Annotated in this window: 25 protein-coding genes; 22 read left to right on the plus strand and 3 right to left on the minus strand. The window is 33.8% G+C overall.

From position 1 onward, the window contains the following. Nucleotide 1 precedes the first annotated feature (1 nt). The 5 genes from atpG to BN30_RS00315 all read left to right on the plus strand — a co-directional run bounded on the left by atpG (nucleotide 2) and on the right by BN30_RS00315 (nucleotide 6097). Nucleotides 2-856 (plus strand): ATP synthase F1 subunit gamma, encoded by an 855-nt coding sequence (atpG, locus tag BN30_RS00295; RefSeq protein WP_019213527.1) that lies wholly within the window; start codon nucleotides 2-4, stop codon nucleotides 854-856. 13 nt (nucleotides 857-869) lie between these two features. Next, on the plus strand, nucleotides 870-2279 hold the full coding sequence (gene atpD / locus BN30_RS00300) for a F0F1 ATP synthase subunit beta (protein WP_019213528.1): 1410 nt from the start codon (nucleotides 870-872) through the stop codon (nucleotides 2277-2279). Then, a complete protein-coding gene (locus BN30_RS00305) occupies nucleotides 2272-2670 on the plus strand; it encodes a F0F1 ATP synthase subunit epsilon (RefSeq protein WP_019213529.1) in 399 nt (132 codons plus the stop codon). The genes atpD and BN30_RS00305 overlap by 8 nt, the downstream gene beginning before the upstream one ends. Nucleotides 2671-2717: 47 nt before the next feature. Further along, nucleotides 2718-4478 carry a M3 family oligoendopeptidase gene (locus tag BN30_RS00310; RefSeq protein ID WP_019213530.1) on the plus strand — a complete coding sequence of 587 codons (1761 nt, stop codon included), beginning with the start codon at nucleotides 2718-2720 and terminating at the stop codon, nucleotides 4476-4478. 131 nt (nucleotides 4479-4609) lie between these two features. Continuing rightward, nucleotides 4610-6097: an alkaline phosphatase gene (locus BN30_RS00315; RefSeq protein ID WP_019213531.1), complete on the plus strand. Its 1488-nt coding sequence runs from the start codon at nucleotides 4610-4612 to the stop codon at nucleotides 6095-6097. A gap of 74 nt (nucleotides 6098-6171) precedes the next feature. Here the strand turns inward: BN30_RS00315 and tyrS are convergent, their stop codons facing one another. Further along, the gene (gene tyrS, locus BN30_RS00320) at nucleotides 6172-7392 is read right to left on the minus strand and encodes a tyrosine--tRNA ligase (protein ID WP_019213532.1); all 1221 of its coding nucleotides are present in this window, start codon (nucleotides 7390-7392) and stop codon (nucleotides 6172-6174) included. A gap of 117 nt (nucleotides 7393-7509) precedes the next feature. Continuing rightward, nucleotides 7510-7863: a class II SORL domain-containing protein gene (locus BN30_RS00325; RefSeq protein WP_019213533.1), complete on the minus strand. Its 354-nt coding sequence runs from the start codon at nucleotides 7861-7863 to the stop codon at nucleotides 7510-7512. Nucleotides 7864-7992: 129 nt separating this feature from the next. Here BN30_RS00325 and BN30_RS00330 point away from each other — a divergent pair, with 129 nt between their 5' ends. Together BN30_RS00330 and BN30_RS00335 are read left to right on the plus strand one after the other, a co-directional pair. Then, complete coding sequence (locus BN30_RS00330) at nucleotides 7993-9117, plus strand: THUMP domain-containing class I SAM-dependent RNA methyltransferase (protein ID WP_019213534.1); 1125 nt, start codon at nucleotides 7993-7995, stop codon at nucleotides 9115-9117. 11 nt (nucleotides 9118-9128) lie between these two features. Further along, nucleotides 9129-10238: a SpoIIE family protein phosphatase gene (locus tag BN30_RS00335; protein WP_019213535.1), complete on the plus strand. Its 1110-nt coding sequence runs from the start codon at nucleotides 9129-9131 to the stop codon at nucleotides 10236-10238. 17 nt (nucleotides 10239-10255) lie between these two features. On the opposite strand, the gene BN30_RS00340 is transcribed toward BN30_RS00335, so the two are convergent. Next, the gene (locus tag BN30_RS00340; protein WP_019213536.1) at nucleotides 10256-11155 is read right to left on the minus strand and encodes an alpha/beta fold hydrolase; all 900 of its coding nucleotides are present in this window, start codon (nucleotides 11153-11155) and stop codon (nucleotides 10256-10258) included. A gap of 134 nt (nucleotides 11156-11289) precedes the next feature. Between BN30_RS00340 and BN30_RS08530 the strand changes: the two genes are divergently transcribed. From BN30_RS08530 to frr, 15 genes are all read left to right on the plus strand, one after another. Beyond that, entirely contained in the window at nucleotides 11290-12027 is a 738-nt protein-coding gene (locus tag BN30_RS08530; RefSeq protein ID WP_019213537.1) for a copper homeostasis protein CutC, read from the plus strand. A 218-nt stretch (nucleotides 12028-12245) separates the two neighbouring features. Then, entirely contained in the window at nucleotides 12246-12668 is a 423-nt protein-coding gene (gene glmS / locus BN30_RS00350; RefSeq protein ID WP_019213538.1) for a methylaspartate mutase subunit S, read from the plus strand. Beyond that, on the plus strand, nucleotides 12669-14048 hold the full coding sequence (gene glmL, locus BN30_RS00355) for a methylaspartate mutase accessory protein GlmL (RefSeq protein WP_019213539.1): 1380 nt from the start codon (nucleotides 12669-12671) through the stop codon (nucleotides 14046-14048). 9 nt (nucleotides 14049-14057) lie between these two features. Next, entirely contained in the window at nucleotides 14058-15512 is a 1455-nt protein-coding gene (locus BN30_RS00360; protein ID WP_019213540.1) for a methylaspartate mutase subunit E, read from the plus strand. Nucleotides 15513-15537: 25 nt separating this feature from the next. Further along, the gene (locus tag BN30_RS00365; RefSeq protein WP_019213541.1) at nucleotides 15538-16776 is read left to right on the plus strand and encodes a methylaspartate ammonia-lyase; all 1239 of its coding nucleotides are present in this window, start codon (nucleotides 15538-15540) and stop codon (nucleotides 16774-16776) included. A 66-nt stretch (nucleotides 16777-16842) separates the two neighbouring features. Next, entirely contained in the window at nucleotides 16843-17682 is an 840-nt protein-coding gene (locus tag BN30_RS00370) for a fumarate hydratase (RefSeq protein ID WP_019213542.1), read from the plus strand. Nucleotides 17683-17695: 13 nt separating this feature from the next. Continuing rightward, a complete protein-coding gene (locus BN30_RS00375) occupies nucleotides 17696-18262 on the plus strand; it encodes a Fe-S-containing hydro-lyase (RefSeq protein ID WP_019213543.1) in 567 nt (188 codons plus the stop codon). Beyond that, complete coding sequence (gene citD, locus BN30_RS00380) at nucleotides 18241-18522, plus strand: citrate lyase acyl carrier protein (protein ID WP_019213544.1); 282 nt, start codon at nucleotides 18241-18243, stop codon at nucleotides 18520-18522. The genes BN30_RS00375 and citD overlap by 22 nt, the downstream gene beginning before the upstream one ends. Beyond that, nucleotides 18512-19381, plus strand: a complete 870-nt coding sequence (locus tag BN30_RS00385) for an HpcH/HpaI aldolase/citrate lyase family protein (RefSeq protein ID WP_019213545.1) — start codon at nucleotides 18512-18514, stop codon at nucleotides 19379-19381. The genes citD and BN30_RS00385 overlap by 11 nt, the downstream gene beginning before the upstream one ends. Next, nucleotides 19368-20831 (plus strand): citrate lyase subunit alpha, encoded by a 1464-nt coding sequence (gene citF / locus BN30_RS00390; protein ID WP_019213546.1) that lies wholly within the window; start codon nucleotides 19368-19370, stop codon nucleotides 20829-20831. Before BN30_RS00385 ends, citF begins: the two co-directional genes overlap by 14 nt. 1 nt (nucleotide 20832) lies before the next feature. Next, nucleotides 20833-21309, plus strand: coding sequence for a PTS sugar transporter subunit IIA (locus BN30_RS00395; RefSeq protein ID WP_019213547.1), 477 nt, complete (start codon nucleotides 20833-20835; stop codon nucleotides 21307-21309). Nucleotides 21310-21572: 263 nt separating this feature from the next. Continuing rightward, the gene (gene rpsB, locus BN30_RS00400; protein WP_019213548.1) at nucleotides 21573-22316 is read left to right on the plus strand and encodes a 30S ribosomal protein S2; all 744 of its coding nucleotides are present in this window, start codon (nucleotides 21573-21575) and stop codon (nucleotides 22314-22316) included. Between the two features lie 9 nt (nucleotides 22317-22325). Beyond that, nucleotides 22326-22973 (plus strand): translation elongation factor Ts, encoded by a 648-nt coding sequence (gene tsf / locus BN30_RS00405; RefSeq protein ID WP_019213549.1) that lies wholly within the window; start codon nucleotides 22326-22328, stop codon nucleotides 22971-22973. Nucleotides 22974-22976: 3 nt separating this feature from the next. Continuing rightward, complete coding sequence (pyrH, locus tag BN30_RS00410; RefSeq protein WP_019213550.1) at nucleotides 22977-23684, plus strand: UMP kinase; 708 nt, start codon at nucleotides 22977-22979, stop codon at nucleotides 23682-23684. A 1-nt stretch (nucleotide 23685) separates the two neighbouring features. Further along, nucleotides 23686-24243 carry a ribosome recycling factor gene (frr, locus tag BN30_RS00415; RefSeq protein ID WP_019213551.1) on the plus strand — a complete coding sequence of 186 codons (558 nt, stop codon included), beginning with the start codon at nucleotides 23686-23688 and terminating at the stop codon, nucleotides 24241-24243. Nucleotides 24244-24253 lie beyond the last annotated feature (10 nt).

Consider the following 24253-nt stretch of genomic DNA (forward strand, 5'->3'; position numbering starts at 1 on the left):
TATGGCTGAACAAAGTAAAGAAATTAAAAGAAGAATAAAAAGTGTATCTAATATAAAGCAAATTACTAGAGCTATGGAATTAGTGTCTACTTCAAAACTTCGTAAATCAAGACAAAAGCTTGAGCTTACAAGACCATATTATAACACTGTTGAATCAAGTATTAGAGAAATACTCGCAAACACTAAAGGTGTTAAGTATGATTTGCTTGAAAGAAGAGAAGTTAAAAACAGACTCATAATTGTTTTAACATCAGATAGAGGCTTAGCTGGCGGATATAACATAAATGTTATAAGAAAAGCTGAATCATATATCGATGATAAAGTAGGAACAAAGTTTATACTTGTTGGTGTTGAAGCAAGAGAGTACTTTAAAAGAAGATACGATGGCATAGTAAAAGAATTTTCATATATTTCAGAAGAACCTTCATTTAACAATGCTGCTAAGATTGGTAACATTTGTTATGATTTATATAGAAAAAAAGAAATTGATGAAGTTCTATTAGTTTATACTCATTTTTCTACAGTACTAAGCTTAGTGCCTAGTATGGTTAAACTATTGCCAGCCGAATCTATTGAAAAAGACGGTAATATGGAGAACAGACTTATTGAGTATGAACCATCTGCTGAAGAAGTATTAAACAGATTAGTTAAAGATTATATATCCATAACTATATTTGGAGCAATGATTGAATCAGCAGCTTCAGAGCAAGCATCAAGAAGAAATTCTATGAAGAATGCTACTGATAATGCTAACGATATGCTTGAGAGCTTGTCACTAAGATTTAACAGAGCAAGACAAGCTCAAATCACACAAGAAATTACTGAGATAGTCTCAGGTGCAAATGCATTAAATTAGAAGGGGTGAAATTATGGAAAATCAAAATATTGGTAAAGTTGTACAAATAATTGGACCGGTTCTTGATATAAGATTTAAACAAAATTCTCTACCAAACCTTCTTAACGCGATTAAAATTGATTTAAATGGTAAAGCTCTTATAGCTGAGGTAAGTCAACACATAGGTGATGATATAGTTAGATGTATATCGATGTCATCAACTGACGGACTAGTTAGAGGCGCTGAAGCTATAGATACTGGAAGCCCAATAAAGGTGCCTGTTGGGGATAAAACTTTAGGTAGATTATTCAACGTTTTAGGTGAAAACATTGATGAAGACGCTAAAGCTAAGTATGATAGATACGATCCAATCCATAGACAAGCACCAAGCTATGATGAACAAGTTACAAGTAGAGAAATCTTTGAAACTGGTATCAAAGTTATCGACCTTATAGCTCCTTATGCTAGAGGAGGTAAGATAGGTCTATTCGGTGGTGCCGGTGTTGGTAAGACTGTATTAATACAAGAGTTAATCAACAATATTGCCAAAGAACATGGTGGACTTTCAGTTTTTGCAGGCGTTGGAGAAAGAACAAGAGAAGGTAATGACCTTTATTATGAAATGAAAGAGTCTGGCGTTATTAACAAGACTGCTTTAGTATTTGGTCAAATGAATGAACCGCCTGGAGCAAGAATGAGAGTTGCTCTAACAGGATTAACTATGGCTGAATACTTTAGAGATGAAAAGCATCAAGACGTTTTGCTATTCATTGACAATATATTCAGATTTACTCAAGCAGGTTCAGAAGTTTCTGCACTTCTTGGCAGAATGCCATCAGCAGTAGGTTATCAACCAACACTTGCTACTGAAATGGGTCAATTACAAGAGAGAATCACATCTACAAAGAATGGATCCATCACATCAGTACAAGCTGTTTACGTGCCTGCCGATGACTTAACTGACCCTGCACCAGCAACGACATTTACACATCTTGATGCAACGACTGTACTTTCACGTTCAATTTCAGAATTAGGTATATATCCAGCTGTAGACCCACTTGATTCAACATCAAGAATTTTGGATCCACAAGTAGTTGGAGAAAAACACTATGAAGTTGCTAGACGTGTTCAAGAAATACTACAAAGATATAAAGAGCTTCAAGATATCATCGCAATACTTGGTATGGATGAATTATCAGAAGATGATAAATTAACTGTTGCAAGAGCAAGAAGAATACAAAGATTCTTGTCACAACCGTTCTCAGTTGCTGAACAATTCACAGGAATTCAAGGTCAATACGTTCCTATAGCTGAAACTATCAGAGGTTTTGAAGAAATTCTCGATGGTAAACATGATGATTTACCTGAATCAGCATTCTTATTTGTTGGAACAATTGATGATGCTGTTAAAAAAGCTGAGAGTATGAGGCAAAATAATGACTAGATTATATCTTAAGGTTGTTACACCTGATAAATTGTTTTTCGAAGGCGAAATTGATATGCTTGTCGCTAGAACAATTGAAGGAGACGTAGGAATACTTCTTAATCACTCTCCCTTGGTAACAATACTTGATATTGGTAGACTTGTTATTAAAAATGGAGATGAAAGAAAAGTTGCTGCCTGCGCTGGCGGTTATATTGACGTGAGAAATAATAATATAACAGTTGTTTCAGACGCTTGCGAGTGGGAAGACGAGATAGATATCAACAGAGCTGAGAGAGCTAAAGAAAGAGCAAGTAAAAAACTTGAAGACAAAGATACTGATACATTCAAGGCAGAGCTTGCACTTAAGAAGGCAATCAACAGAATTAATATTGGAAATAAAAATTATTAAAAGAAGGTAGCGATTTGCTACCCTCTTTTTGAAAGAGGAGGAACAATATGAAGTGGGATTTATCCGCATACTATAAATCATTTACTGATCCTAAGTACAAAGAAGATTATGACAATATTTTAAAAGAAATAAAGAATTTAAGCTTATTTATAAATGAAAATTTTGATGATAAGAAGAAAGTTTTAATTAAATATGTAGATAAGGCAAATATCATTGATAATTATGCTGCAAGACTATTTGGATACGTATCCTTAAATTTAAGCGAAAACGTTAATAACAAAGAAGCACTTGCAGAAAAATCTAAGCTTATCGCTGTTCGTAGAGAGTTTATCGAACTTGGAGTAAGTTTTGATAAATTTTTAAAGAGTATTGATGACATAAATAAGATTATAGATGAAGTGGACGCTCTAAAAGAATATAGATTCATTTTAAATGAGGGCTGTGATAATGCAAAGCACTCGCTTAGTGACGATGTAGAGATAGCTGTTGCTCGTATAAAAGAAACAGGTTCATACGAATGGAACAGACTTCATTCAAATTTAACAAGCAAAGTTACTAGTAAGGTAGAATTTTCTGATGGAGAAGTAAAAGAAATAAATTTACCAGCTATTAGAAACTTGCAATATGAAGACGATAAAGAACTTAGAAGAAAAAGTTTTAAAGCTGAAGAAGAATGCTACGATAAAATTAGAGATTCAATTGCAATGTCACTTAGCTCAATTAAGGGCGAAGTTATTAATGAATGTGAATTAAGAGGCTATGAAAGCCCATTAGCAAAAACATTAATCGATTCAAGATTTGATAAAGAAATTCTTGACGCTATGTGGTCATCAGTTAGAAAATATTTACCTGATTTTGTTAAATATTTCAAAAGAAAAGCAAAATTACTTGGATATGATAAGCTTCCATACTATGAAACATTTGCTCCAGTTGGCAAGGGAAGTATCACTTATACATTTGATGAAGCAAAAGACTTTGTTATCAAGCAATATTATTCATTCTCAGATAAATTAGGCGATTTTGCTAAACACGCTTTTGAAAATAATTGGCTAGATACAGAGCCAAGAGAAGGCAAGGTTGGCGGAGCATTCTGCTCAAGCTGCTCAGCCATAAAAGAATCAAGAGTTTTAGCTAACTTTGGTGGTACATTTGATTCAATGATAACCTTTGCTCATGAGCTTGGTCATGCTTATCACGGAAGAGTTATTTTCCAAGAAGAACCTATTAATCAAGACTACACTATGCCTATAGCTGAGACTGCATCGATATTTGCAGAGACAATAACATATAACGCTGCACTAAAAGATGCTAAGAATGACGATGAAAAGATATTTATACTTGAAAACATTATTTCTGGTGCTGCTCAAACAGTTATTGATATATATTCAAGATTTTTATTTGAAGATGAAGTGTTTAGAAGAAGAAAAGATGGCGCGCTTGATGCAGATGACTTCGATGAAATTATGATGAATGCACAAAAAGAAGCATTTAAAGATGGACTAGATCCAGAAAAGCTTAATAAAGGCATGTGGATATGCAAGTCCCACTACTACAGTAGCGGTCTTGGATACTATAACTTCCCATATTGCTTCGGACTATTATTTGCGAGAGGCTTGTATAGTATATATAAGAAAGAAGGAGACGCCTTCATTGAAAAATATGATACACTTCTTAGAAACACAGGCAAGATGAGCATTAAAGATTGCTGCAAATCAGTTGGCATAGACGTTACTAAAGAAGAATTCTTTGACGCTTCACTAGAAACTATAAAGAAAGAAATTGATGAGTTCTTAAAATTAACTGAATAAAATTATTAAATAAATATTATTAAACCTCTTTACAAAATTAAGTAGAGAGGTTTTTTACATAAAATTTACGCAATATATATTTTTATTTAACATATAATAATTATAATAAGCACAAGAAAGGGGAGAATTCCATGAAAAAAAATTTTAAATTTCTTGTATTATTTTTAGCACTTCTTATGTTTGTATCAAGTTTTTCATTCTTGGGCGGAACAAGCTTTGCTGAAAGTAAAAAAGCCAAAAAGGCTAAGTATGTATTTTTATTTATTGGTGATGGTATGGGGGCTGCTCAAGTAAATGCTGCTCAAATTTATGCTGGCGATAAAAAGAAAGTAGAGATAAAACCATTAGAGTTTTATAAGTTTCCAACAGTTGGTCTTGTTAACACAGAAGATTCTACAAGCTTCTGTCCCGACTCAGCTTCAACTGCAACAGCTATCAGCTCAGGAACTAAGACTCATTCAGGCGTTATAGGTAAGACAAGTGATCTTCAAAAAAATGTTACAACTGTTGCTGAAAAGATGAAAGAACAAGGTAAAAAGATTGGCATCATATCAACAGTTACCTTAAATCACGCAACACCAGCAGCATTTTATGCTAATGTAACTTCTAGAAAACAATACTACGAAATTGGCAAACAAATGGCTACAAGCGGATTTGACTACTTTGCAGGTGGATCATTAGCTCATAGAACTGGTGATGATAAGAAGAAAAAAGAAAAAGATCTTTATGATATTTTAAAAGCAAACGGCTATACAGTAACAGAAACTAAGAAAGATTTTGAAAAAATTAATAAAAATACTGGTAAAGTATTTGCTGTAACAGAAAGAATTCAAGATGAGGGAGCTATGCCATATACACTTGATCAAAAGAAAGGTGATATGACTTTAAGAGATACTGTTAGAAAAGCAATAGAAGTACTAGATAATGACAAGGGCTTCTTCATTATGGCTGAAGCTGGCAAAGTTGACTGGGCATGTCATGCAAATGATGCTTTATCATCTATACACGAAGTACTTGCGCTTGACGACGCTGTTCAAGAAGCTATAGATTTTTATAAAAAACATCCAGACGAAACACTAATCCTAGTTACTGCTGACCACGAAACAGGTGGATTAAGCCTTGGCTATCAAGGAACAGGATATGACACACACTTTGAAATATTTGATAAACAAAAATTAAGTTATGTTGAATTTGATAAAAAATTTGAAGAATTAAAGAAAAACAATAAAAATCTTAAGTTTGAAGATGCTCTAAAATTAGTTAAGAAATCATTTGGTCTAATAGTTAAAGATGAAGACACTAAGAAGGAAGATGAATTATTCGTATTAAATGATTATGAACTTGGCAAATTAAAAGCAGCTTTTACTGAATCAATTAAAGAAAAAGATAAGAGAACTAAATCTATAGAAACAAACTTACTATATGGTGGATATGATCCATTTAGTGCAACATTAACACATATAATTGATAACAAAGCTGGTATAGGCTGGTCAACATTTGCTCATACTGCAGTTCCAGTACCTATATATGCACTAGGGGTTACAGCTGAACTATACGAAGGAACATATCACGACAGCGAAATCTATAGTAAACTTATGGAATCTTTAGGAGCAAAATAATAAATTTAAATAAAATAAATTAGCTTACAGATGAAAATAGGGAGCCGAAGCTCCCTATTTTTTATATTTATTATTTAATAAATAACCTTATGAAATACTTTTTTACCTTTTTTAATTAGTAGTTCGCCATCTTTAAAGTCATCTAGCGTAATTACTTTTGAAGCATCACTTTCTTTTTCACCATTAAGAAGTATACCGCCTTGTGAAATAAGCTGTCTTGCTTCTGAGTTTGACTTTGTTAAGTTAAGCTCTTTTAATAAGTTTAGCAGACCAATACCATCTTCAAAAAGTTTTTTATCCATAGTAGTGCTTGGAATATTTTCTGAATCTGCTGATCCACTGAATAATGCACGGCTTGCCTCAAGTGCTTTGTCCGCATCTTCTTTACTGTGAACGTCTTTAGTAATTTCGTATGCAAGTATTTCTTTTGCTTTATTAATTTCGTTATCTTTTAGTTTTGCTAATTCATTTATCTCTTCCATAGGAAGCATAGTTAGAAGCTTTAAGAATTTAATAACGTCTCTGTCATCAACATTTCTGAAGTACTGGAATAATTCGTAAGGAGTAGTTTTTTCTCTATCAAGCCAAACAGCGCCAGAAACAGTTTTACCCATCTTAACACCATCAGCATTAGTTAATAGCTTTAAAGTCATTACATAAGCTTGTTTACCTTCAAGTTTGTTTATTAGCTCAGTTCCTTCAAGCATGTTAGCCCATTGGTCTGATCCACCAACTTGTAGGATACATCCATATTTTCTATATAGCTCAACGAAGTCATAAGCTTGCATTAACATGTAGCCCATCTCAAAGAAAGTTAAACCAGAAGAAATTCTGTTCTTATAACAATCATAAGCTAGCATCTTAGAAACATTGAAGTTAACGCCTATAGTTCTCATAAAATCAAGGTACTTTACATCGCGAAGCCACTCTTTATTGTCAACGTGCAATGCTTTACCATCTTTAAAATCAATGAATCTTGATAATTGTTCAACGAAGATTCTAGCGTTTTCATTGATTGTTTCTTCTGTAAGAAGTTTTCTCATATCTTGCTTACCAGATGGGTCACCAATCATAGTTGTAGCGCCACCAGTAAGACAGATAGCTCTGTGACCAGCTGCTTGTAAGTGTTTCATAACCATAAGAGTAATGTAGTGACCTACAGTTAGTGAGTTTGCAGTTGCATCATAGCCAGTATAGAATGTTATCTTCTCTTTATCTAATAATTCTCTTAATTCATTTTCGTAATTACAGTTATCGATGTAACCTCTTTCTTTTAATACGTCAAAAACGTTCATATAATCACTCCTTTAAATTGCCTTGATTATAACATATTTATAAATAATTTGTCAATCTAAAAGCATGAAAAAGACATGAAAAAAGATGGGCAATAATCCCATCCTTTAAAAGTCAAATTAAACTTCTTCTGTGTTTTCCCATAAACCATGGATATTGCAATAGCTTAGTGCAAGTAGAGTGCCTTTAACGTTTGCTTTTAATTTAACGCTCATAGAAGGTTCTGTAAATAGATCTGATTCTCCGTGAGCTGATGCAACATAGCTAGCTACTTCAACTGGAATTTGTTTTCCTTCTGGAACGAAGAATAACTTCATCCATGCTATGTGGTGTTCAAGTGTATTTGGATGAGCAATCTCATCTCCAACGCTTACGCAAACCTTTATATCGTCTGCTTCCTTTGCAACGTGTATAACTGGAACGTGTTTTTCGCTCTTCCAGTCAGCGCTTTTAATTAATTCTGATAATTTCATTTTATCAACCCCCTTGTGAAACATATATACCCAAAGATTATTTTTAATACACACTTATTTAAAATTATTCAAAATATATTCATTGTTTAATAAGCTAATATGTGTTATAATTATGTAGGAAGTGATATTATGTACGAATTAATTGCAACAAGTTCATTTGGCCTTGAGGCCATAGTAAAGAGAGAACTTAATGATTTAGGTTTAGAAGTAACTAAGACTGATAACGGTCATATCTATTTTAATGGTGATGCGATTGATATAGCAAGAGCAAACATTAATCTTAGATGTGCTGACAGGGTACTTATAAACTTAAAGAGCTTCAAGGCTGAGAGCTTTGAAGAGCTTTTTGATGGCATATATGAACTTCCATGGAACGATATTTTAGATGACGATTCTAATTTTATTGTTGAGGGTAGATCTCATAAATCAAAACTATTCTCAATATCTGACTGTCAAAGAATTACTGAGAAGGCTATTATTAAAAAACTTCAAATGAAGCATGATATAAGTAGATTCTCAAAATCATCACATAGACACAGACTTGAAATATCTCTTTTAAATGATATTGCAAGCATAACTCTTGATACATCGGGGGATAGTCTCCACAAGAGAGGATATAGAGATAAACAAGTAGTCGCTCCGCTAAAGGAGACTATGGCGGCAGCACTTGTAAAATTATCTTTTTATAAAAAGGATAGACCTTTCTTTGATCCATTTTGCGGTTCAGGAACCATACCTATAGAAGCACTTCTTATTGCAAGAAACATAGCTCCTGGACTTGATAGAGACTTTGATAGCATGAACTTTAAATTTTTAAACAGTGATTTATATAAAAAAGCTAGGATGGAAGCGATGGAAAAAATTGATTACAAATCAAAGGTTTACATTGATGCGAGTGATATCTCACACAAATCCATTGCCATAGCTAAACATAATCTTGAAAATCTTGGGCTAAGTGACGACATACGATTTTTTGTAAAAGATTTTAGAGATGTAGATATTAAAAATAATTATGGTGTAATGATTACTAATCCGCCTTATGGCAAGCGTCTTGAAGAAGATAATCTAAGGTCTCTTTATACTGATTTTGGTAAAAAGATTAAAAATTTAGATACATGGTCCATATATGTTTTAACATCTTATGAACAGATAGCGAGGGATTTTGCGAGAAAGGCTGACAAGAACAGAAAGCTTTACAACGGAAGTTTGAAAACTTATTATTACCAATTTTATGGCAAGAAGCCAGACAAATAGGAGTTGATACTGTGAAACTAGAAAGAAAAGATGAAATTTTAGATAAAATACTTTCAGTTGAAGTCCTTGATGCCATGGCTGATTGGGTTAAGGTAGTTAATATTAATGGCAAGATTCTTTATGCAAATCAAGCTCTCAAAGATGCTGTAGGCTATGATCCAACTGGTAGCAATACAGACGATTTAGATGATTTTTTAAAGCTTGATACCAGTGAAACTGCTAGCGCTATTGAAAAGAATGAAATAATACAAAAGGAGCTAAATATTGGTGAAAATTATTATCAGGTGAAATGCTCGCCAATATATGACGACAAGATGAACCCCATTGCCATAGTTGAAGTATTTAGAGATGTAACTAGAGAAAGGGTTCTTGAGCTTCAACTTATTCAAAGCAATGAAAATGTTTTTCACGACATGGAAATTACTAAAAGAATTCAAAAGAGTATACTTCCTGTTAAAGCAAAGTATAAAAATATCGCTATAGATTACTTATATGAAGCTACTGAAACACTCTCTGGCGATATGTTTGATATATTTGAGGTAGAGAAGGACACTTATGTAATTTATATTGCGGATGTTGCTGGTCATGGTATTGCTGCTTCAATGCTTACTATGTTTATAAGACAAACTGTAAGAAATTTAAATAAAGATAATTATGAGCCAGAACTAGCTTTAAAATATATTAGTGATAAATTTTTGGAATTAAATTTGCAAAGCGATAGATACATCACACTATTTTATGGAGTTTATTACGCAAAGACTGAAGAATTTGTTTATGCAAACGCTGGCCATAATTCAATGCCTATAATATTTAATGATAATAAGATATCTGTCTTAGAAGCAAAGGGTAGGCCTATTTTAAGCGTTGATTTAGGAAACAACTATGAAGTTAAAAAAACTGCTCTAAGAGCAGGTGATAAATTATTCTTATATACAGACGGTATAGTCGAGAGCAAAAACGTTCACGGAGAAGAATTTGGCTTAGATAGACTTATAAAAACAATACTAAGTAAACCAAATAAACTTCTTAAGGCGATAGACATAGCCGTGCTTCAATACTCATTTGGTGATCAAAGAGATGACTTCGCTATGCTTCTAGTAGATATAGATAAAATGAAATAAAAAAACAAAAGCTCTTCTTAAGCAAGAAGAGCTTTTAATATGTCTTGATATACTTTTTCTTTATTTATTTCGTGAAGCAGGTCGTGTTTTAAATCATCGTATTCGATCAGTTCCAAATTTTCTATACCAATACTTCTAAATAGGCCATATATTTGTTTAATACCTTGTTCGAAATTTGATAGTTGATCTTTTTTTCCAGAGAATAAATATATAGGTAAGTTCTTTGGAATATAGTCAAGATTATCTCTACTACAAGCTTTATCAACACCGTGAATAAGCATTTGGAAAAAACCGTTACTATACTTAAGCATACAATATTCATCATTTAAGAACTTTTCTGCTTCTACAGGATCAGATGTTAAAATATTTTCTCCAACATTTTTACTTAAAAAGTCAAATGATTTTTGATTAAGTGAATCATTTTTGGCATCATAGCCTTCCTTAGCTATAACAACTTTTAAAAATACCTTAAACAATTGATTTAAAAATACCGGTGTTTTAACGCTAGATAGAAGTATCATCTTGTCAATTTGATCGCCATATTTATAAGCATAAGTCCTTGCAAGTATTGAGCCCATAGAGTGACCAAGAAGAGCAATCTTCTTATCTGGATTTTCTTTTTTAATGATTGAACTAAGTACGTCAATATCGTCGACCATCTTCATCCAAGCATTATTTTCAGGCGCTAGACCTAAGTGTTCTTTGTCAGCGGCTGTCATTCCATGACCTCTTAGATCAAGAGCGTATGACGAAATGCCATTAGCTTGTAAAAATCTAGCAAACTCATCATATCTCATAGCATGGTCGTGCATACCATGAACAATCTCTACACAAAATTCAGGGTTTTCAGCTTTCCATTCTAAATACTTAATTTTCTTCTTGTCCTTTGCTGTAAATTCTAAATAATTCTTTTCCATATACCTCACCTTTAAATTTATTACTTCCCCTTTCAGATATTATACTATATTTATTTCTAATAATCAATAATTATCATATTATACGACAATTTATGATATAATACAAGTAATATAATCAAATTGGAGGGATAATTATGAAATATACTCTAGAAATTTGTTCTGATTCATTTGAATCAACACTCATAGCGCAAATAGCGGGAGCCGATAGAGTTGAATTAATCGCATCAACTGTTTTAGGCGGAATAACACCATCGTATGGTTTGTGTAAAAAAGTTTTAAATGAGCTAGAAGTACCTTTCGTTGCCATGATAAGACCAAGACAAGCTGGCTTTTCATACTCGAAATATGACCTTGATGTAATGAAAGAAGATATCATAGCTCTAAAAGAATTAGGTGTACAAGGCTTTGTTTTTGGATGCTTAAATGACGATGGAAGTATCAATATGAAAGCAAATGAATATCTACTAAAGTACTGCGAAGGCATGGACAATGTTTTTCATAGAGCCTTTGATATAGACCCAGACCTAGATGGCAATTGTAAAAAACTTATAGATATGGGATTTAAACGCGTACTAACAAAGGGCGGAGATAACAAAATCACTGACACATATAAAATAATAAATGAATTGTATGAAAAGTATCATGATAAGCTTGAATTTATTACTGGTGGAGTAAGGGAGAATAATATTGATTTTATAAAAGAAAATTTATTAGTAAATCAGCTTCACATATCATCAAATAAGGCTTGTATCGACAAATCAACACTTGCAAACAAAAAACTTTTCTTTGGAACTAATCCAAACGAAGAAGAAGGAACATATTATTTAGCAGATGAAGAATATTTAAAGAGGGTAATAAAAGCATTTAGATAAATATGACAAAAATTTAATATTTTATTTTGCAAGTAATATTTTCAAAATTGCAAAAATATTAAAAATATTCATATTTTTATTACCTTAATGACATATTTTGAAAAGTAACATTATTTTTATTCATTGACGATTTTAAGGCCTTCAAAATTAGTTTTTACTCTTTAAAAATCTCTGTACTTATGATAAAATGAGTATACTATTTGAATAGGAGGAGTACTATGAAAGAAAAAAATGGTAAGACAATCGTCCTAGGGGTAATCGGATCAGATTGTCACGCAGTTGGTTTAACTATATTGGACCATGCTTTTACAAACGCTGGATTTAATGTAGTTAACATTGGTGTTTTATCACCTCAAGAAGACTTCATCAACGCAGCAGTTGAAACTAATGCTGACCTTATCTGTGTATCATCTCTATATGGTCAAGGAGAAATTGACTGCAAGGGCATGAGAGAAGCGTGCGATGAAGCAGGTCTTAAAGACATTCCGCTATATGTTGGCGGCAACATCGTTGTTGGTAAGCAAAAGTGGGAAGAAGTTGAGCCAAGATTTAAAGATATGGGCTTTAACAGGGTTTATCCACCAGGAACAAGTCCTGAAATTACAATAGCAGACATGAAAAAAGACTTAGGAATTAATTAAATGAAAGCATATCTTTTTATTGATTTTGGAAGCACATTTACAAAATTAACTCTAATAGATATCGAAAAAGAAGAAATAATTGCAACAGCAAAAAGCTACACAACAGTTGAAACTGATGTAGCTGAAGGATATCACAACGCTTATAAGGAATTGATGTCACAAGTAACAGGGGAAATTGACATAATCAAGAAACTTGCATGTTCATCTGCAGCTGGAGGCTTAAAGATAGCAGCCATAGGCTTAGTGCCTGATTTAACTGCAGAAGCAGCAAAGAGAGCAGCCTTAGGAGCAGGAGCTAGAGTTATTAAGACATATTCATATAAGATGAACAATCATGAGGCTGAAGAGCTTAGAGATTCTAACGCTGATATGATTCTATTAGCAGGCGGAACAGATGGAGGCAACACTGAAGTAATTCTTCACAACGCACAAATGATAGCTGATTTTGGCATCACAAAGCCAGTTGTAGTTGCAGGTAACAAGAGTAGCTACGACGATATCGAAAAAGTGTTTAAAGATAAAGTTGAGTATAGACTTACTGAAAATGTTATGCCAAAACTAAATGAAATCAACGTTAATCCTGCCAGAGAAACAATCAGAGATATATTTATGGAAAGAATCACTAAAGCCAAAGGCATGACTCACATTGAAGATGATATTTCAGGCATACTAATGCCAACACCACAAGCCGTTTTAAAGGCTGCAGAAGCGCTTAGCTTAGGCACACCTGATGAAGATGGCGTTGGTGACTTAGTCGTAGTTGACATAGGTGGAGCAACAACAGATATTCACTCAATAGCCGATGGAGCACCTTCTAAACCAGGAGTAATCTACAGAGGTTTGGAAGAACCACTTTCAAAGAGAACTGTTGAGGGCGACTTAGGAATGAGATATTCATCTGAAAGCGTATATGAAGCATCTGGATTAAGAATGATCAAGAAGTACTTAGATGTTAGTGAGTATGATGTAGAAGATGAATTTAAAAAGAGATACAATCATACTGATTTAGTTTTCACGGATGAAAAAGAAATAAAATTCGATGAAATGATGGCAAAGATTTGTGTCGATATATCAATGAAAAGGCACTGCGGCTATGTAGAAGCAGTATATTCACCTCTAGGAACAATGTATCAACAAATAGGTAAAGATTTAACAGAGCTTCACCTAATGATAGGCACTGGAGGAATACTTGTAAATTCAGAACATCCACAAGAAATATTAAAAGCTGGTTTATATGACAACGAAGATTTAAACTCATTAAAACCAAGATATCCTGAATTTTCAGTAGATAAAAGATATATTCTATCTGCAATGGGTCTATTAACTATGGTTGACAAAAACATGGCAGTTAGAATGATGAAGAAATATATAGTTATATAGGGGGAAGCTATGAAAGTACAAAATAAAAGATGGACTGATGAAGAATTTTTCACGGAGCGCGAAAAAGTTCTTAAACAATGGCCCACAGGAGCTGAAGTTGATTCACAAGAAGCAATTGACTTTTTGAAAAAAATTCCTGAAGAAAAGAATTTTGCTGATGTAATGGCAAAAGCAAAAAGAGAAGGAAAAACTCTTGCTCAACCAAGAGCAGGTGTTGCACTAATCGATGCTCACATTGAATTGTTAACATTTTTAACAGATCAAGGAGGAGCAGATTTACTTCCATCAACAATAGACTCATATACAAGACAAAATAGATACGATGAATGTGAAGTTGGTATTAAAGAATCATTAAAAGCAGGAAGATCATTATTAAATGGATTCCCAGCTGTTAACCACGGCGTTAAAGGCTGTAGAATGGTTTATAATGCAGTTTCTAAACCGCTTCAAGCAAGACACGGTACACCAGACTCAAGATTATTATCTGAAATAATTCATGCTGGCGGATATACTTCAAATGAAGGCGGCGCTATAAGCTATAACGTTCCTTATGCAAAATCAGTACCAATAGATAGATGTTTACATGATTGGCAATATTGCGACAGATTAGTTGGCTTTTATGAAGAAAATGGTGTTCATATCAACAGAGAGCCATTCGGACCATTAACTGGTACACTTTGCCCACCATCAACATCAAACGCTGTTGCTATAGTTGAAGCATTGCTTGCAGCTGAACAAGGCGTTAAGAATATAACAGTTGGTTACGGTCAATGCGGTAACTTAATTCAAGACGTTGCTGCTATTAGATCACTTGAAGAACAAGTAAATGAATACTTAAAGAAATTTGGATATGATGATGTATTGATAACAACAGTTTTCCACCAATGGATGGGAGGCTTCCCTCAAGACGAAGCCAAGGCATTTGGAGTTATTTCTTGGGGTGCAGCGACTGGTTCATTAGCAGGAGCTACAAAAGTTATTGTTAAGACACCACACGAAGCTATTGGTATTCCTACTAAGGAAGCAAACGCAGAAGGTATCAGAGCTACTAAGATGGTCCTAAACATGACTGAAGGACAATTGCTTCCAGAAGGAAAAGAATTAAGAGCTGAAATCGAATTAATTAAAGCTGAAACAAGATGTATCATAGAAAAATTATTCGAATTAGGTAAGGGTGACTTAGCAGTTGGTACTGTAGAAGGCTTTGCACAAGGAGTTATGGACGTACCGTTTGCTCCATCAAAATACAATGCAGGTAAGATGATGCCAGCAAGAGATAATAACGGTGCTGTTAGATATTTATTTACAGGCAATTTACCATTCACAAAAGATATACTTGATATCAATAGAGAAAAACTTGAAGAAAGAGCAAAATTCGAAGGACGTCCAGTAAGCTTTGACATGACAACTGACGATATATTTGCTGTTGGCTTCGGTAGATTAATTGGTAGACCAAAAAAATAATTAATATATTAAAGGAGATGCGATTATGAAAATCAAAAAAGTTATCTGTTCAGCAGGTAAGACAGGTTTTTACTTTGATGACCAAAAGGCTATCAAATTAGGTGCAAAACATGATGGAATGTTCTATTTAGGAGATCCTGTAACTCCAGGTTTTAGATCAATCAGACAAGCTGGAGAATCAATCTCAGTTATGTTAGTTCTTGATGACGGACAAGTTGCACTAGGTGACTGCGCAGCAGTTCAATACTCAGGAGCAGGTGGAAGAGATCCACTTTTCTTAGCAGAAGATTTTATTGAATTTATCAATAAAAACATTGCACCTAAACTAGAAGGTAGGGAAATAACTACTTTCAAGGAAATGGCTGAAGAATTTGACCACATGCACGTTGATGGCAAGAGACTTCATACAGCTATAAGATATGGTATTACACAAGCTTTACTTGATGCAGTTGCTAAAACTAACAAGGTAACTATGGCAGAAGTTGTTAAAAAAGAATACAACACTGGCGTTGAAATTAAGAGAGTACCTATCTTTGCTCAATCAGGTGACGATAGATATCTAAACGCAGATAAAATGATTATAAAAGAGGCTGACGTTTTACCACACGGTCTATTCAATAACGTTGAAGAAAAAACTGGTAAAAACGGTGAACTTTTAAGAGAATATGTTGTTTGGTTAAGAAATAGAATTCTTGAACATAGAAATAATGAATCATATAACCCAATTTTCCACATCGACGTTTATGGAACTATAGGTGATGCTTTCAATAACGATGTTGATAAGATGGCTGAATATCTAAAGACTCTAGAAGAAGCAGCTAAACCATTCAAGCTAAGAATTGAAGGACCTATGGATATGGGTGAAAGAACTAGACAAATGGAAGTTCTTAGAGACTTAACTAAGAAGCTTGATGATGAAAAGATCAATGTAGAATTAGTTGCTGACGAATGGTGCAACACTTATGAAGATGTTGTTTACTTCGTTGATAATGGAGCTGGACACATGATTCAAATCAAGACTCCAGACTTAGGCGGTATCAATAACACTATTGAAGCTGTTAAATACTGTAAAGATCACCACGTAGGCGCATACTGCGGTGGTACTTGCAACGAAACTAACAGATCTGCTGAAGTTTTAGTAAATATTTCTATGGCTACAGGAGCTGACCAACAATTAGCTAAACCAGGTATGGGTGTTGACGAAGGTATCATGATCGTTAATAACGAAATGAACAGAGTAGTAGCACTAGTTAATAACAGATAATAATTTTTCATTGAAAGTAGCAATAATTTTATTGCTACTTTCATATTATACATAGGGGGTAAAATTTTGAGAGAAATAAAAAGTAGTGATATCACTAAAAAATTGAAAGAAGGACTTTTGGAGATAGCTTCAGTATTGCCAAGAGATGTAATGGATAGACTAGTTGAACTAAGAGATAAAGAAAAGTGGCCTCTTGCTAAAGAAACAATTTCAACTATTATAGATAATGATAATTTAGCACAAAGAGATAGCGTTCCTATGTGTCAAGATACAGGTATGGTTATTTGCTTTGTTAAGATTGGTCAAGATGTTCATGTTGATGGATCTATAAATGATGCTATAAACCAAGCAGTAAGAGAAGCGTATACTGATGGTTACCTAAGAAAATCTGTAGTTAAAGATCCAATTGACAGAGTCAATACAAAGGATAACACTCCAGCTATAATTCATTATGAAATAGTTGAAGGAGATGTATTTGAAATATCATTTGCGGCTAAAGGCTTTGGCTCAGAAAATATGTCTAAACAAAAGATGCTTAAACCTGCTGATGGACTTGAAGGTGTTAAGAAATTTATACTAGAAACAGTTGAAACTGCTGGACCAAACCCATGTCCACCGATAGTTGTAGGTGTTGGTATTGGTGGAGACTTTGAAAAATCATGTATTATGGCAAAAAAATCTCTTATGAGAGATATTGATGATTATAATAAAGACCCATTCTATGCTGATCTTGAGAAAGAATTACTTGAAAAAATTAATGAATTAGGTATAGGTCCTCAAGGTTTTGGCGGCAAAACAACAGCTCTAAGAGTATTTATAAATACTCATCCAACTCACATAGCCGGCTTGCCAGTAGCTGTTAATATTCAATGTCACGCTGCAAGACATAAAGTTATTTCATTATAAGGGGGATATAATTATGGCTATAGAAATTAAAACACCATTTACAAGAGAAACACTTAAAAATTTAAAAGCAGGAGACAATGTATTAATAACAGGAACTATATATACAGCTAGAGATGCTGCTCATAAAAGATTAGTAGAACTACTTAACGAAGGAAAAGAATTACCTTTTGATCCAAAAGGAGCTTGTATATACTATGTTGGACCATCACCAGCAAAGCCAGGCAGAGTCATAGGCTCAGCAGGACCTACAACAAGCTATAGAATGGATCCATACGCTCCACAAATGATGGACGCTGGCGTTATGGGTATGATAGGTAAAGGCAAGAGAGACGACAATGTTAAGGCTAAAATCGTTGAGCACGGCGCTTGTTATTTCGCTGCTATAGGCGGAGCTGCTGCAATAATCGCTGATAGGATAAAAACTGCTAAGATTATTGCTTATGAAGATTTAGGCGCTGAAGCTTTAAGAGAAATAACTGTAGAAAAATTTCCAGCAACAGTTATAGTTGACCCTACTGGTAAAGATTTATATATAGAAGGTAAGAAGGAGTATTTAGAATGGAAAGAAAAGAACGAGTAATTAGCAAAGCTGCTAAGGCTGGCTCGCTTGAATCAAACGATTTGATGATAATGATAGAGCCTTCAGATAAACTCGATATCACATTGAACTCTGTAGTTAAAGAACAATACGGTGATATGATTTTGAAGGCTGTTAACGAAGTTCTTGAAGACGAAGGAGTTACTAAGGCAAACATCGTTATTGACGATAAAGGTGCATTAGACTTCACTATCAGAGCAAGAATGAGAACTGCAATCGAAAGGAGTCAAAATGAACTATAGAACAATGTTATTTATGCCAGGTAATAATCCAGGCATGCTTCAATCGTCTGACATATTAGGTGCAGATGCTATAATTATAGACTTAGAAGATGCAGTATCATTACCTGAGAAAGACGCTGCAAGAGAGCTTGTTAAAGAATATTTAAAAACATTTAAATCTGAAGATAAAGGCGGCTCAGATATATATGTAAGAGTTAATCCTCTTGATACTGATTATTTTTATAAGGACCTAGATGCACTTAAAGGCTTAAATTTTGATGGAATCATGCTTGCTAAAGCATCTCAAGAATCAGTTGAAGCACTTTCAAAATATTTAGATGAAAATAATCAAAAATATGATATATTTTGCTTAATTGAAACATCTCAAGGCGTTGAAGATGCAAGAAATATCCTTGCAAAATCAAAAAGAGTTAAAGGTGTATTATTAGGAGCAGAAGATTTAACTTTAGACTTAGGAGCAAAAAGAACAAAAGAATCAGATGAAATTAAATACTCAAGAATGAGGATAGTTTCATGCGCAAAATCACTTGGCCTTCAAGCAGTTGACACTCCTTGGACAGATACAGATGATATCGAAGGTTTAATTATGGATACTAAGAAAGCTAAAGCCATGGGTATGACAGGTAAAGCGCTAATATCGCCAAGACACGTTGACCCAGTTAACGAAATATTCTCTCCAAGCAAAGAGGATGTTAATCATGCAGTCAGAGTTATGGAAGCTCTTAAAGATGCTAAAGAAAAAGGCCTTGGAGCGTTCTCGCTTGATGGTAAGATGGTTGACAGACCTATAATTTTAAGAGCAATAAATACATTAAAGATGTCTGGCAATTATAAGGAGGAATATGATGAGCTTTTATAATGATGATATTAAAATATTAGATAAAAAAGATTATCCTAAAAAAGAAGCAAAGCCAAGTAAAGTTTATGAAAGCATTAAAGATTTATTCGATAAGCTTGATTTAAAAGACGGTATAACAGTTTCTTCACACCATCACTTAAGAAATGGTGATGCAGTATTAAATATGATGATGCTTGAGCTTCAAAGAAGAGGTATCAAAGATATAACACTAGTTGCTTCATCTTTATTCCCAGTTCATAAAGAACTTATTCCTTTGCTTGAAGATGGCACTATAACAAATATAATTACTTCATATATATCAGGTGATTTAGCAAAAGCTATTTCAAAAGGAAAATTAAAAGGCAAAATATTAATGCAATCACATGGCGGAAGAGCTAGAAGCATAATTGACAAAAACGTTGTGATTGACTACGCTTTTATCGCAGCACCATCATCTGACCCTATGGGAAATATCTCTGGAGTTAATGGCGAAGCGTCTTGCGGATCTATGGGATACGCTATAGCAGACGCAATTTATGCTAAAAAGAAAATTGCCATTACAGATACAATAGTATCTTATCCTAATTATCCAAGCGATATTACTGAAGATTATGTTGATTATATCTTAAAAGTAGATAGCATCGGCGATAAGAATGGTATTGTATCTGGTACAACAAAAGTTACTAAAGACCCAGTAGGATTAAAGATTGCTAAGGATACACTTAAGGTTATGAAAGCATCTGGCTTACTTAAAGATGGTTTTAGCTACCAAAGTGGCGCGGGCGGAATTTCACTTGCCGTTACTGACTTTTTAAGAGATTACATGATTAAAGAAAATATCAAAGGATCATTTGCAAGTGGCGGTATAACAGGATATTTAACAGATATGCTTGAAGAAGGATTATTCACATCACTTTATGATGTACAATGCTTTGACCTTAAAGCAATTGAATCCATTAAAAAGAATGCTAATCACTTAAGAATGAGCGGTTCTGAATATGGTAATCCAGAGGTTTCAGCAGTTGTTGATAACCTTGATGTAGTTATATTAGGTGCTACTGAAATTGACCTTGATTTTAACGTTAACGTTATAACAGGAGCTGATGGCGTCTTAATGGGCGGTTCAGGCGGTCACCAAGACACAGCAGCTGGAGCAAAGATGTCAATTATCGTTTCAAAACTATTCTCATCAAGACTACCAGTTATTAAAAACAGAGTAGATGTAATCGCTACACCAGGTACAACTATAGACGTACTTGTAACTGAAAGAGGTATAGCAGTTAATCCATTAAGACAAGACTTAATAGAAAAGTTTAAAGAAAACGGTTTAAATGTTATGACTATACAAGAACTAAAAGCAATTGCAGATAATTTTATGGGTGAGCCTAAGGAAATAAAGAAGAAAGATAGAATTATTGGCTACAGTGAATATAGAGACGGATCTATATTAGACGAAATTCATGAGGTGTAATATGGGATTATTTTCAAAGAAAAAAGAACTTAATCTATACGCTCCAATCACGGGAGAGCTTATAGATATAACAGAAGTTAAAGACCAAGTGTTTTCACAAAAAATTCTTGGTGATGGCATAGCAATCGAACCAAAGGAAGGCGTTTTATATGCACCATTTGATTGCGAAGTCGTTCAATTGTTTCATACACTACACGCTATAGGATTAAAAGCAAAAGATGTTGAAATACTTGTTCACATAGGCATGGATACAGTTGAGCTTAACGGTGAAGGCTTCAAAGGCTTTGTCAATGAAGGCGACCATGTTAAAAAAGGTCAAAAACTTATAGAGTTTGATATTGATTATATCAAATCTAAAGGTAAAGAAACTACTACACCTATAGTAATTACAAATATGGATCAAGTTAAATCTCTTGATAAAAGTGATAAAAAAGACGTCGTTGCTAATCAAGATTTAGCAGTTAAAATAAATTTATAAATATAAAATAATTTGAGCGAGGCATATTATATACCTCGCTTTTTATTGTAGATGCGAAGCTATATATGACTAAGATCTATTTTAATTTTTAATAAAAAGAAAATATCTTTTATAAATAGAAAATGCTTGTAATTTATAAACTTATATGTTATAATTGATTAGTAAAAATATGCACACTTCACGATGTACGCCTCAGGTGCTAAACTTTAGTTAAGGCGGCAGGTGAATGAAGTGTAAAGAAAAAAACTTGGAGGTAGAAAGACATGGCAGTAATTGCAATGAAAGACTTATTAGAAGCAGGTGTTCATTTCGGACACCAAACTAGAAGATGGAACCCTAAGATGGCTAGATTCATTTTCACAGAAAGAAACGGAATCTATATCATCGACCTACAAAAAACAGTTGATCAAGTTGAACAAGCTTACAAATTGATCAAGGATGTTGTTGAAGAAGGCGGAAAGGTTCTATTCGTAGGAACAAAGAAACAAGCTCAAGAAGCTATCGAATCAGAAGCTAAAAGATGCGATATGTATTACGTTAACCAAAGATGGTTAGGCGGTATGCTTACTAACTACAACACTATCAAGGGTAGAATTAAAAAACTTGAAGAGTACAACAAGATGGAAGAAGACGGTTCTTTAAGCGTTTTACCTAAGAAAGAAGTAGCTACTATCAGAGCTGAAAGAGAAAAATTAGCTAGATATCTAAACGGTATCAAAGATATGGACGGAATGCCACAATTAATATTTGTAGTAGACCCTAAGAAAGAAAAGATTGCTATAAACGAAGCTAAAATTCTTGGTATACCAGTTGTTGGTTTAGTTGATACTAACTGCGATCCAGATGAAGTTGATATAGCTATCCCTGGTAACGATGACGCTATCAGAGCGGTTAAGTTAATAACTGAAACTCTAGCAAATGCTGTTATCGAAGGAAAACAAGGCAAACAAGAGCATTCTGAAGAAAAAGTAGAAGAAAAAGAAGAAATAAATAACGAAGAAAACTAGGAGGTAAATATGGCTATAAGTGCACAATTAATTAAGGAATTAAGAGAAAAAACTGGAGCAGGCATGATGGACTGCAAGAAGGTTTTAGTTGAAACAGATGGCGACATCGATAAAGCTATAGATCTTTTAAGAGAAAAAGGATTAGCTTCAGCTGAAAAGAAAGCATCAAGAATTGCGTCTGAAGGCTTAGTTGCTTCTTATATTCACTCAGGAAGAATTGGTGTTTTAGTTGAAGTTAACTCAGAAACTGACTTCGTGGCTAAGACAGATGAATTCAAAGAATTTGTAAAAGATATAGCTATGCAAGTAGCTGCATCAAACCCTGAATATCTATGCGAAGAAGATGTTCCTCAAGAAGCTATTGATAAAGAAAAAGAAGTTCTTATTCAACAAGCTATAAACGAAGGAAAACCTCAAAATATCGCTGAAAAGATGGTTGAAGGTAGAATGCATAAATTCTATGAAAGAGTATGCTTATTAGATCAACCATTCATCAAAGATCCAAGCATAACTGTAAATGATTTATTAAAAAATAAAATCGCTAAGATTGGTGAAAACATCAAGATTAGACGTTTCGTTAGATACGAAGTTGGCGAAGGCTTAGAAAAGAGAGAAGAAGATTTTGCTGCTGAAGTAGCAAAACAAATGGGTCAATAATATATGGCTTTTAAAAGGATCGTTTTAAAACTAAGTGGTGAAGCTTTAGCTGGTAGTGCAAAGACTGGTATTGATAATGAAGTTATTAAGTCAATCGCTAAAAGAGTAAAGACTATCACTGAAATGGGTGTTGAAGTCGGTATAGTTGTAGGCGGAGGAAACTTCTGGAGAGGAAGAGACTCATTAAATATACAAAGAGCAACATCTGACTATATGGGCATGCTAGGCACTGTCATGAATGCACTTGCGCTTCAAGACGCACTTGAGAAGATGGATGTACTAACAAGAGTACAAACATCTATCGAGATGAGAGCTGTTGCCGAGCCATATATAAGAAGAAGAGCAATTAGACAACTAGAAAAGAAGATGGTTGTCATATTTGCTGCAGGAACTGGAAACCCTTATTTTTCAACTGATACGACAGCTGCGCTTAGAGCTGCTGAAATCAATGCAGAGGCTATACTATTAGCTAAGAAAGGTGTAGATGGTATCTATGACAGCGATCCAAAACAAAATAAAGATGCTAAAAAGTTTGAAAAACTATCTTATCTTGATATACTAAGTAAGAATTTAAAAATTATGGATGCAACTGCAACATCTTTATGTATGGATAATAATATACCTCTTGTAGTATTTGGTATAGATGATCCGGATAATATTGTAAGGGTTGTTGAAGGTGAAAAGATAGGAACTATTGTAAAGGAGGATTAATATGCCTGATAGATTTAGTCAAGAATATGAACCGAAGATGAATAAAACAATAGAAGTATTTAAAGAAGATCTTAATTCTGTAAGAGCTGGTAGAGCTAACCCAGCATTACTTGATAAACTTATGGTTAGCTATTATGGTGTTATGACTCCATTGCAACAGCTTGCAAACGTTTCAGCACCTGAAGCAAGATTACTTGTTATTCAACCGTATGATGCATCTACAATACCTGAAATTGAAAAAGAAATTCAAAAGTCAGACTTAGGCATCACTCCATCAAATGATGGCAAACTAATTCGTTTACCGTTCCCTCAATTAACAGAGGATAGACGTAAAGAATTAACTAAGATAGTTTCTAAAAAAGGTGAAGATACTAAGATTATTATAAGAAATCTAAGAAGAGACCTAATGGATTCTATTAAAAAGGCTGAAAAAGATGGAGATATCAGTGAAGATGACAGAAAGACATTTGAAGATGATGCACAAAAATTAACTGATAAATACACTGAAAAGATTGATGCAATTACAAAAGATAAACAAGCAGAATTAATGGAAGTGTAAAATATTAACC

The organism is Fenollaria massiliensis, assembly GCF_000312505.2.
Taxonomy (GTDB): Bacteria; Bacillota; Clostridia; order Tissierellales; family Peptoniphilaceae; genus Fenollaria; species Fenollaria massiliensis.

What these genes read in the sequence shown, in the direction of transcription:
- BN30_RS00315 (WP_019213531.1), top strand. Translation starts at nt 4,610, where the DNA reads ATGAAAAAAAATTTTAAATTTCTTGTATTATTTTTAGCACTTCTTATG.
- BN30_RS00385 (WP_019213545.1), top strand. Translation starts at nt 18,512, where the DNA reads ATGAACTATAGAACAATGTTATTTATGCCAGGTAATAATCCAGGCATG.
- tsf (WP_019213549.1), top strand. Translation starts at nt 22,326, where the DNA reads ATGGCTATAAGTGCACAATTAATTAAGGAATTAAGAGAAAAAACTGGA.
- BN30_RS08530 (WP_019213537.1), top strand. Translation starts at nt 11,290, where the DNA reads ATGAAATATACTCTAGAAATTTGTTCTGATTCATTTGAATCAACACTC.
- BN30_RS00325 (WP_019213533.1), bottom strand. Translation starts at nt 7,863, where the DNA reads ATGAAATTATCAGAATTAATTAAAAGCGCTGACTGGAAGAGCGAAAAA.
- BN30_RS00395 (WP_019213547.1), top strand. Translation starts at nt 20,833, where the DNA reads ATGGGATTATTTTCAAAGAAAAAAGAACTTAATCTATACGCTCCAATC.
- BN30_RS00310 (WP_019213530.1), top strand. Translation starts at nt 2,718, where the DNA reads ATGAAGTGGGATTTATCCGCATACTATAAATCATTTACTGATCCTAAG.
- glmS (WP_019213538.1), top strand. Translation starts at nt 12,246, where the DNA reads ATGAAAGAAAAAAATGGTAAGACAATCGTCCTAGGGGTAATCGGATCA.
- tyrS (WP_019213532.1), bottom strand. Translation starts at nt 7,392, where the DNA reads ATGAACGTTTTTGACGTATTAAAAGAAAGAGGTTACATCGATAACTGT.
- citF (WP_019213546.1), top strand. Translation starts at nt 19,368, where the DNA reads ATGAGCTTTTATAATGATGATATTAAAATATTAGATAAAAAAGATTAT.
- atpD (WP_019213528.1), top strand. Translation starts at nt 870, where the DNA reads ATGGAAAATCAAAATATTGGTAAAGTTGTACAAATAATTGGACCGGTT.
- BN30_RS00360 (WP_019213540.1), top strand. Translation starts at nt 14,058, where the DNA reads ATGAAAGTACAAAATAAAAGATGGACTGATGAAGAATTTTTCACGGAG.
- frr (WP_019213551.1), top strand. Translation starts at nt 23,686, where the DNA reads ATGCCTGATAGATTTAGTCAAGAATATGAACCGAAGATGAATAAAACA.
- BN30_RS00340 (WP_019213536.1), bottom strand. Translation starts at nt 11,155, where the DNA reads ATGGAAAAGAATTATTTAGAATTTACAGCAAAGGACAAGAAGAAAATT.
- BN30_RS00330 (WP_019213534.1), top strand. Translation starts at nt 7,993, where the DNA reads ATGTACGAATTAATTGCAACAAGTTCATTTGGCCTTGAGGCCATAGTA.
- BN30_RS00365 (WP_019213541.1), top strand. Translation starts at nt 15,538, where the DNA reads ATGAAAATCAAAAAAGTTATCTGTTCAGCAGGTAAGACAGGTTTTTAC.
- glmL (WP_019213539.1), top strand. Translation starts at nt 12,669, where the DNA reads ATGAAAGCATATCTTTTTATTGATTTTGGAAGCACATTTACAAAATTA.
- rpsB (WP_019213548.1), top strand. Translation starts at nt 21,573, where the DNA reads ATGGCAGTAATTGCAATGAAAGACTTATTAGAAGCAGGTGTTCATTTC.
- citD (WP_019213544.1), top strand. Translation starts at nt 18,241, where the DNA reads ATGGAAAGAAAAGAACGAGTAATTAGCAAAGCTGCTAAGGCTGGCTCG.
- BN30_RS00375 (WP_019213543.1), top strand. Translation starts at nt 17,696, where the DNA reads ATGGCTATAGAAATTAAAACACCATTTACAAGAGAAACACTTAAAAAT.
- pyrH (WP_019213550.1), top strand. Translation starts at nt 22,977, where the DNA reads ATGGCTTTTAAAAGGATCGTTTTAAAACTAAGTGGTGAAGCTTTAGCT.
- BN30_RS00305 (WP_019213529.1), top strand. Translation starts at nt 2,272, where the DNA reads ATGACTAGATTATATCTTAAGGTTGTTACACCTGATAAATTGTTTTTC.
- atpG (WP_019213527.1), top strand. Translation starts at nt 2, where the DNA reads ATGGCTGAACAAAGTAAAGAAATTAAAAGAAGAATAAAAAGTGTATCT.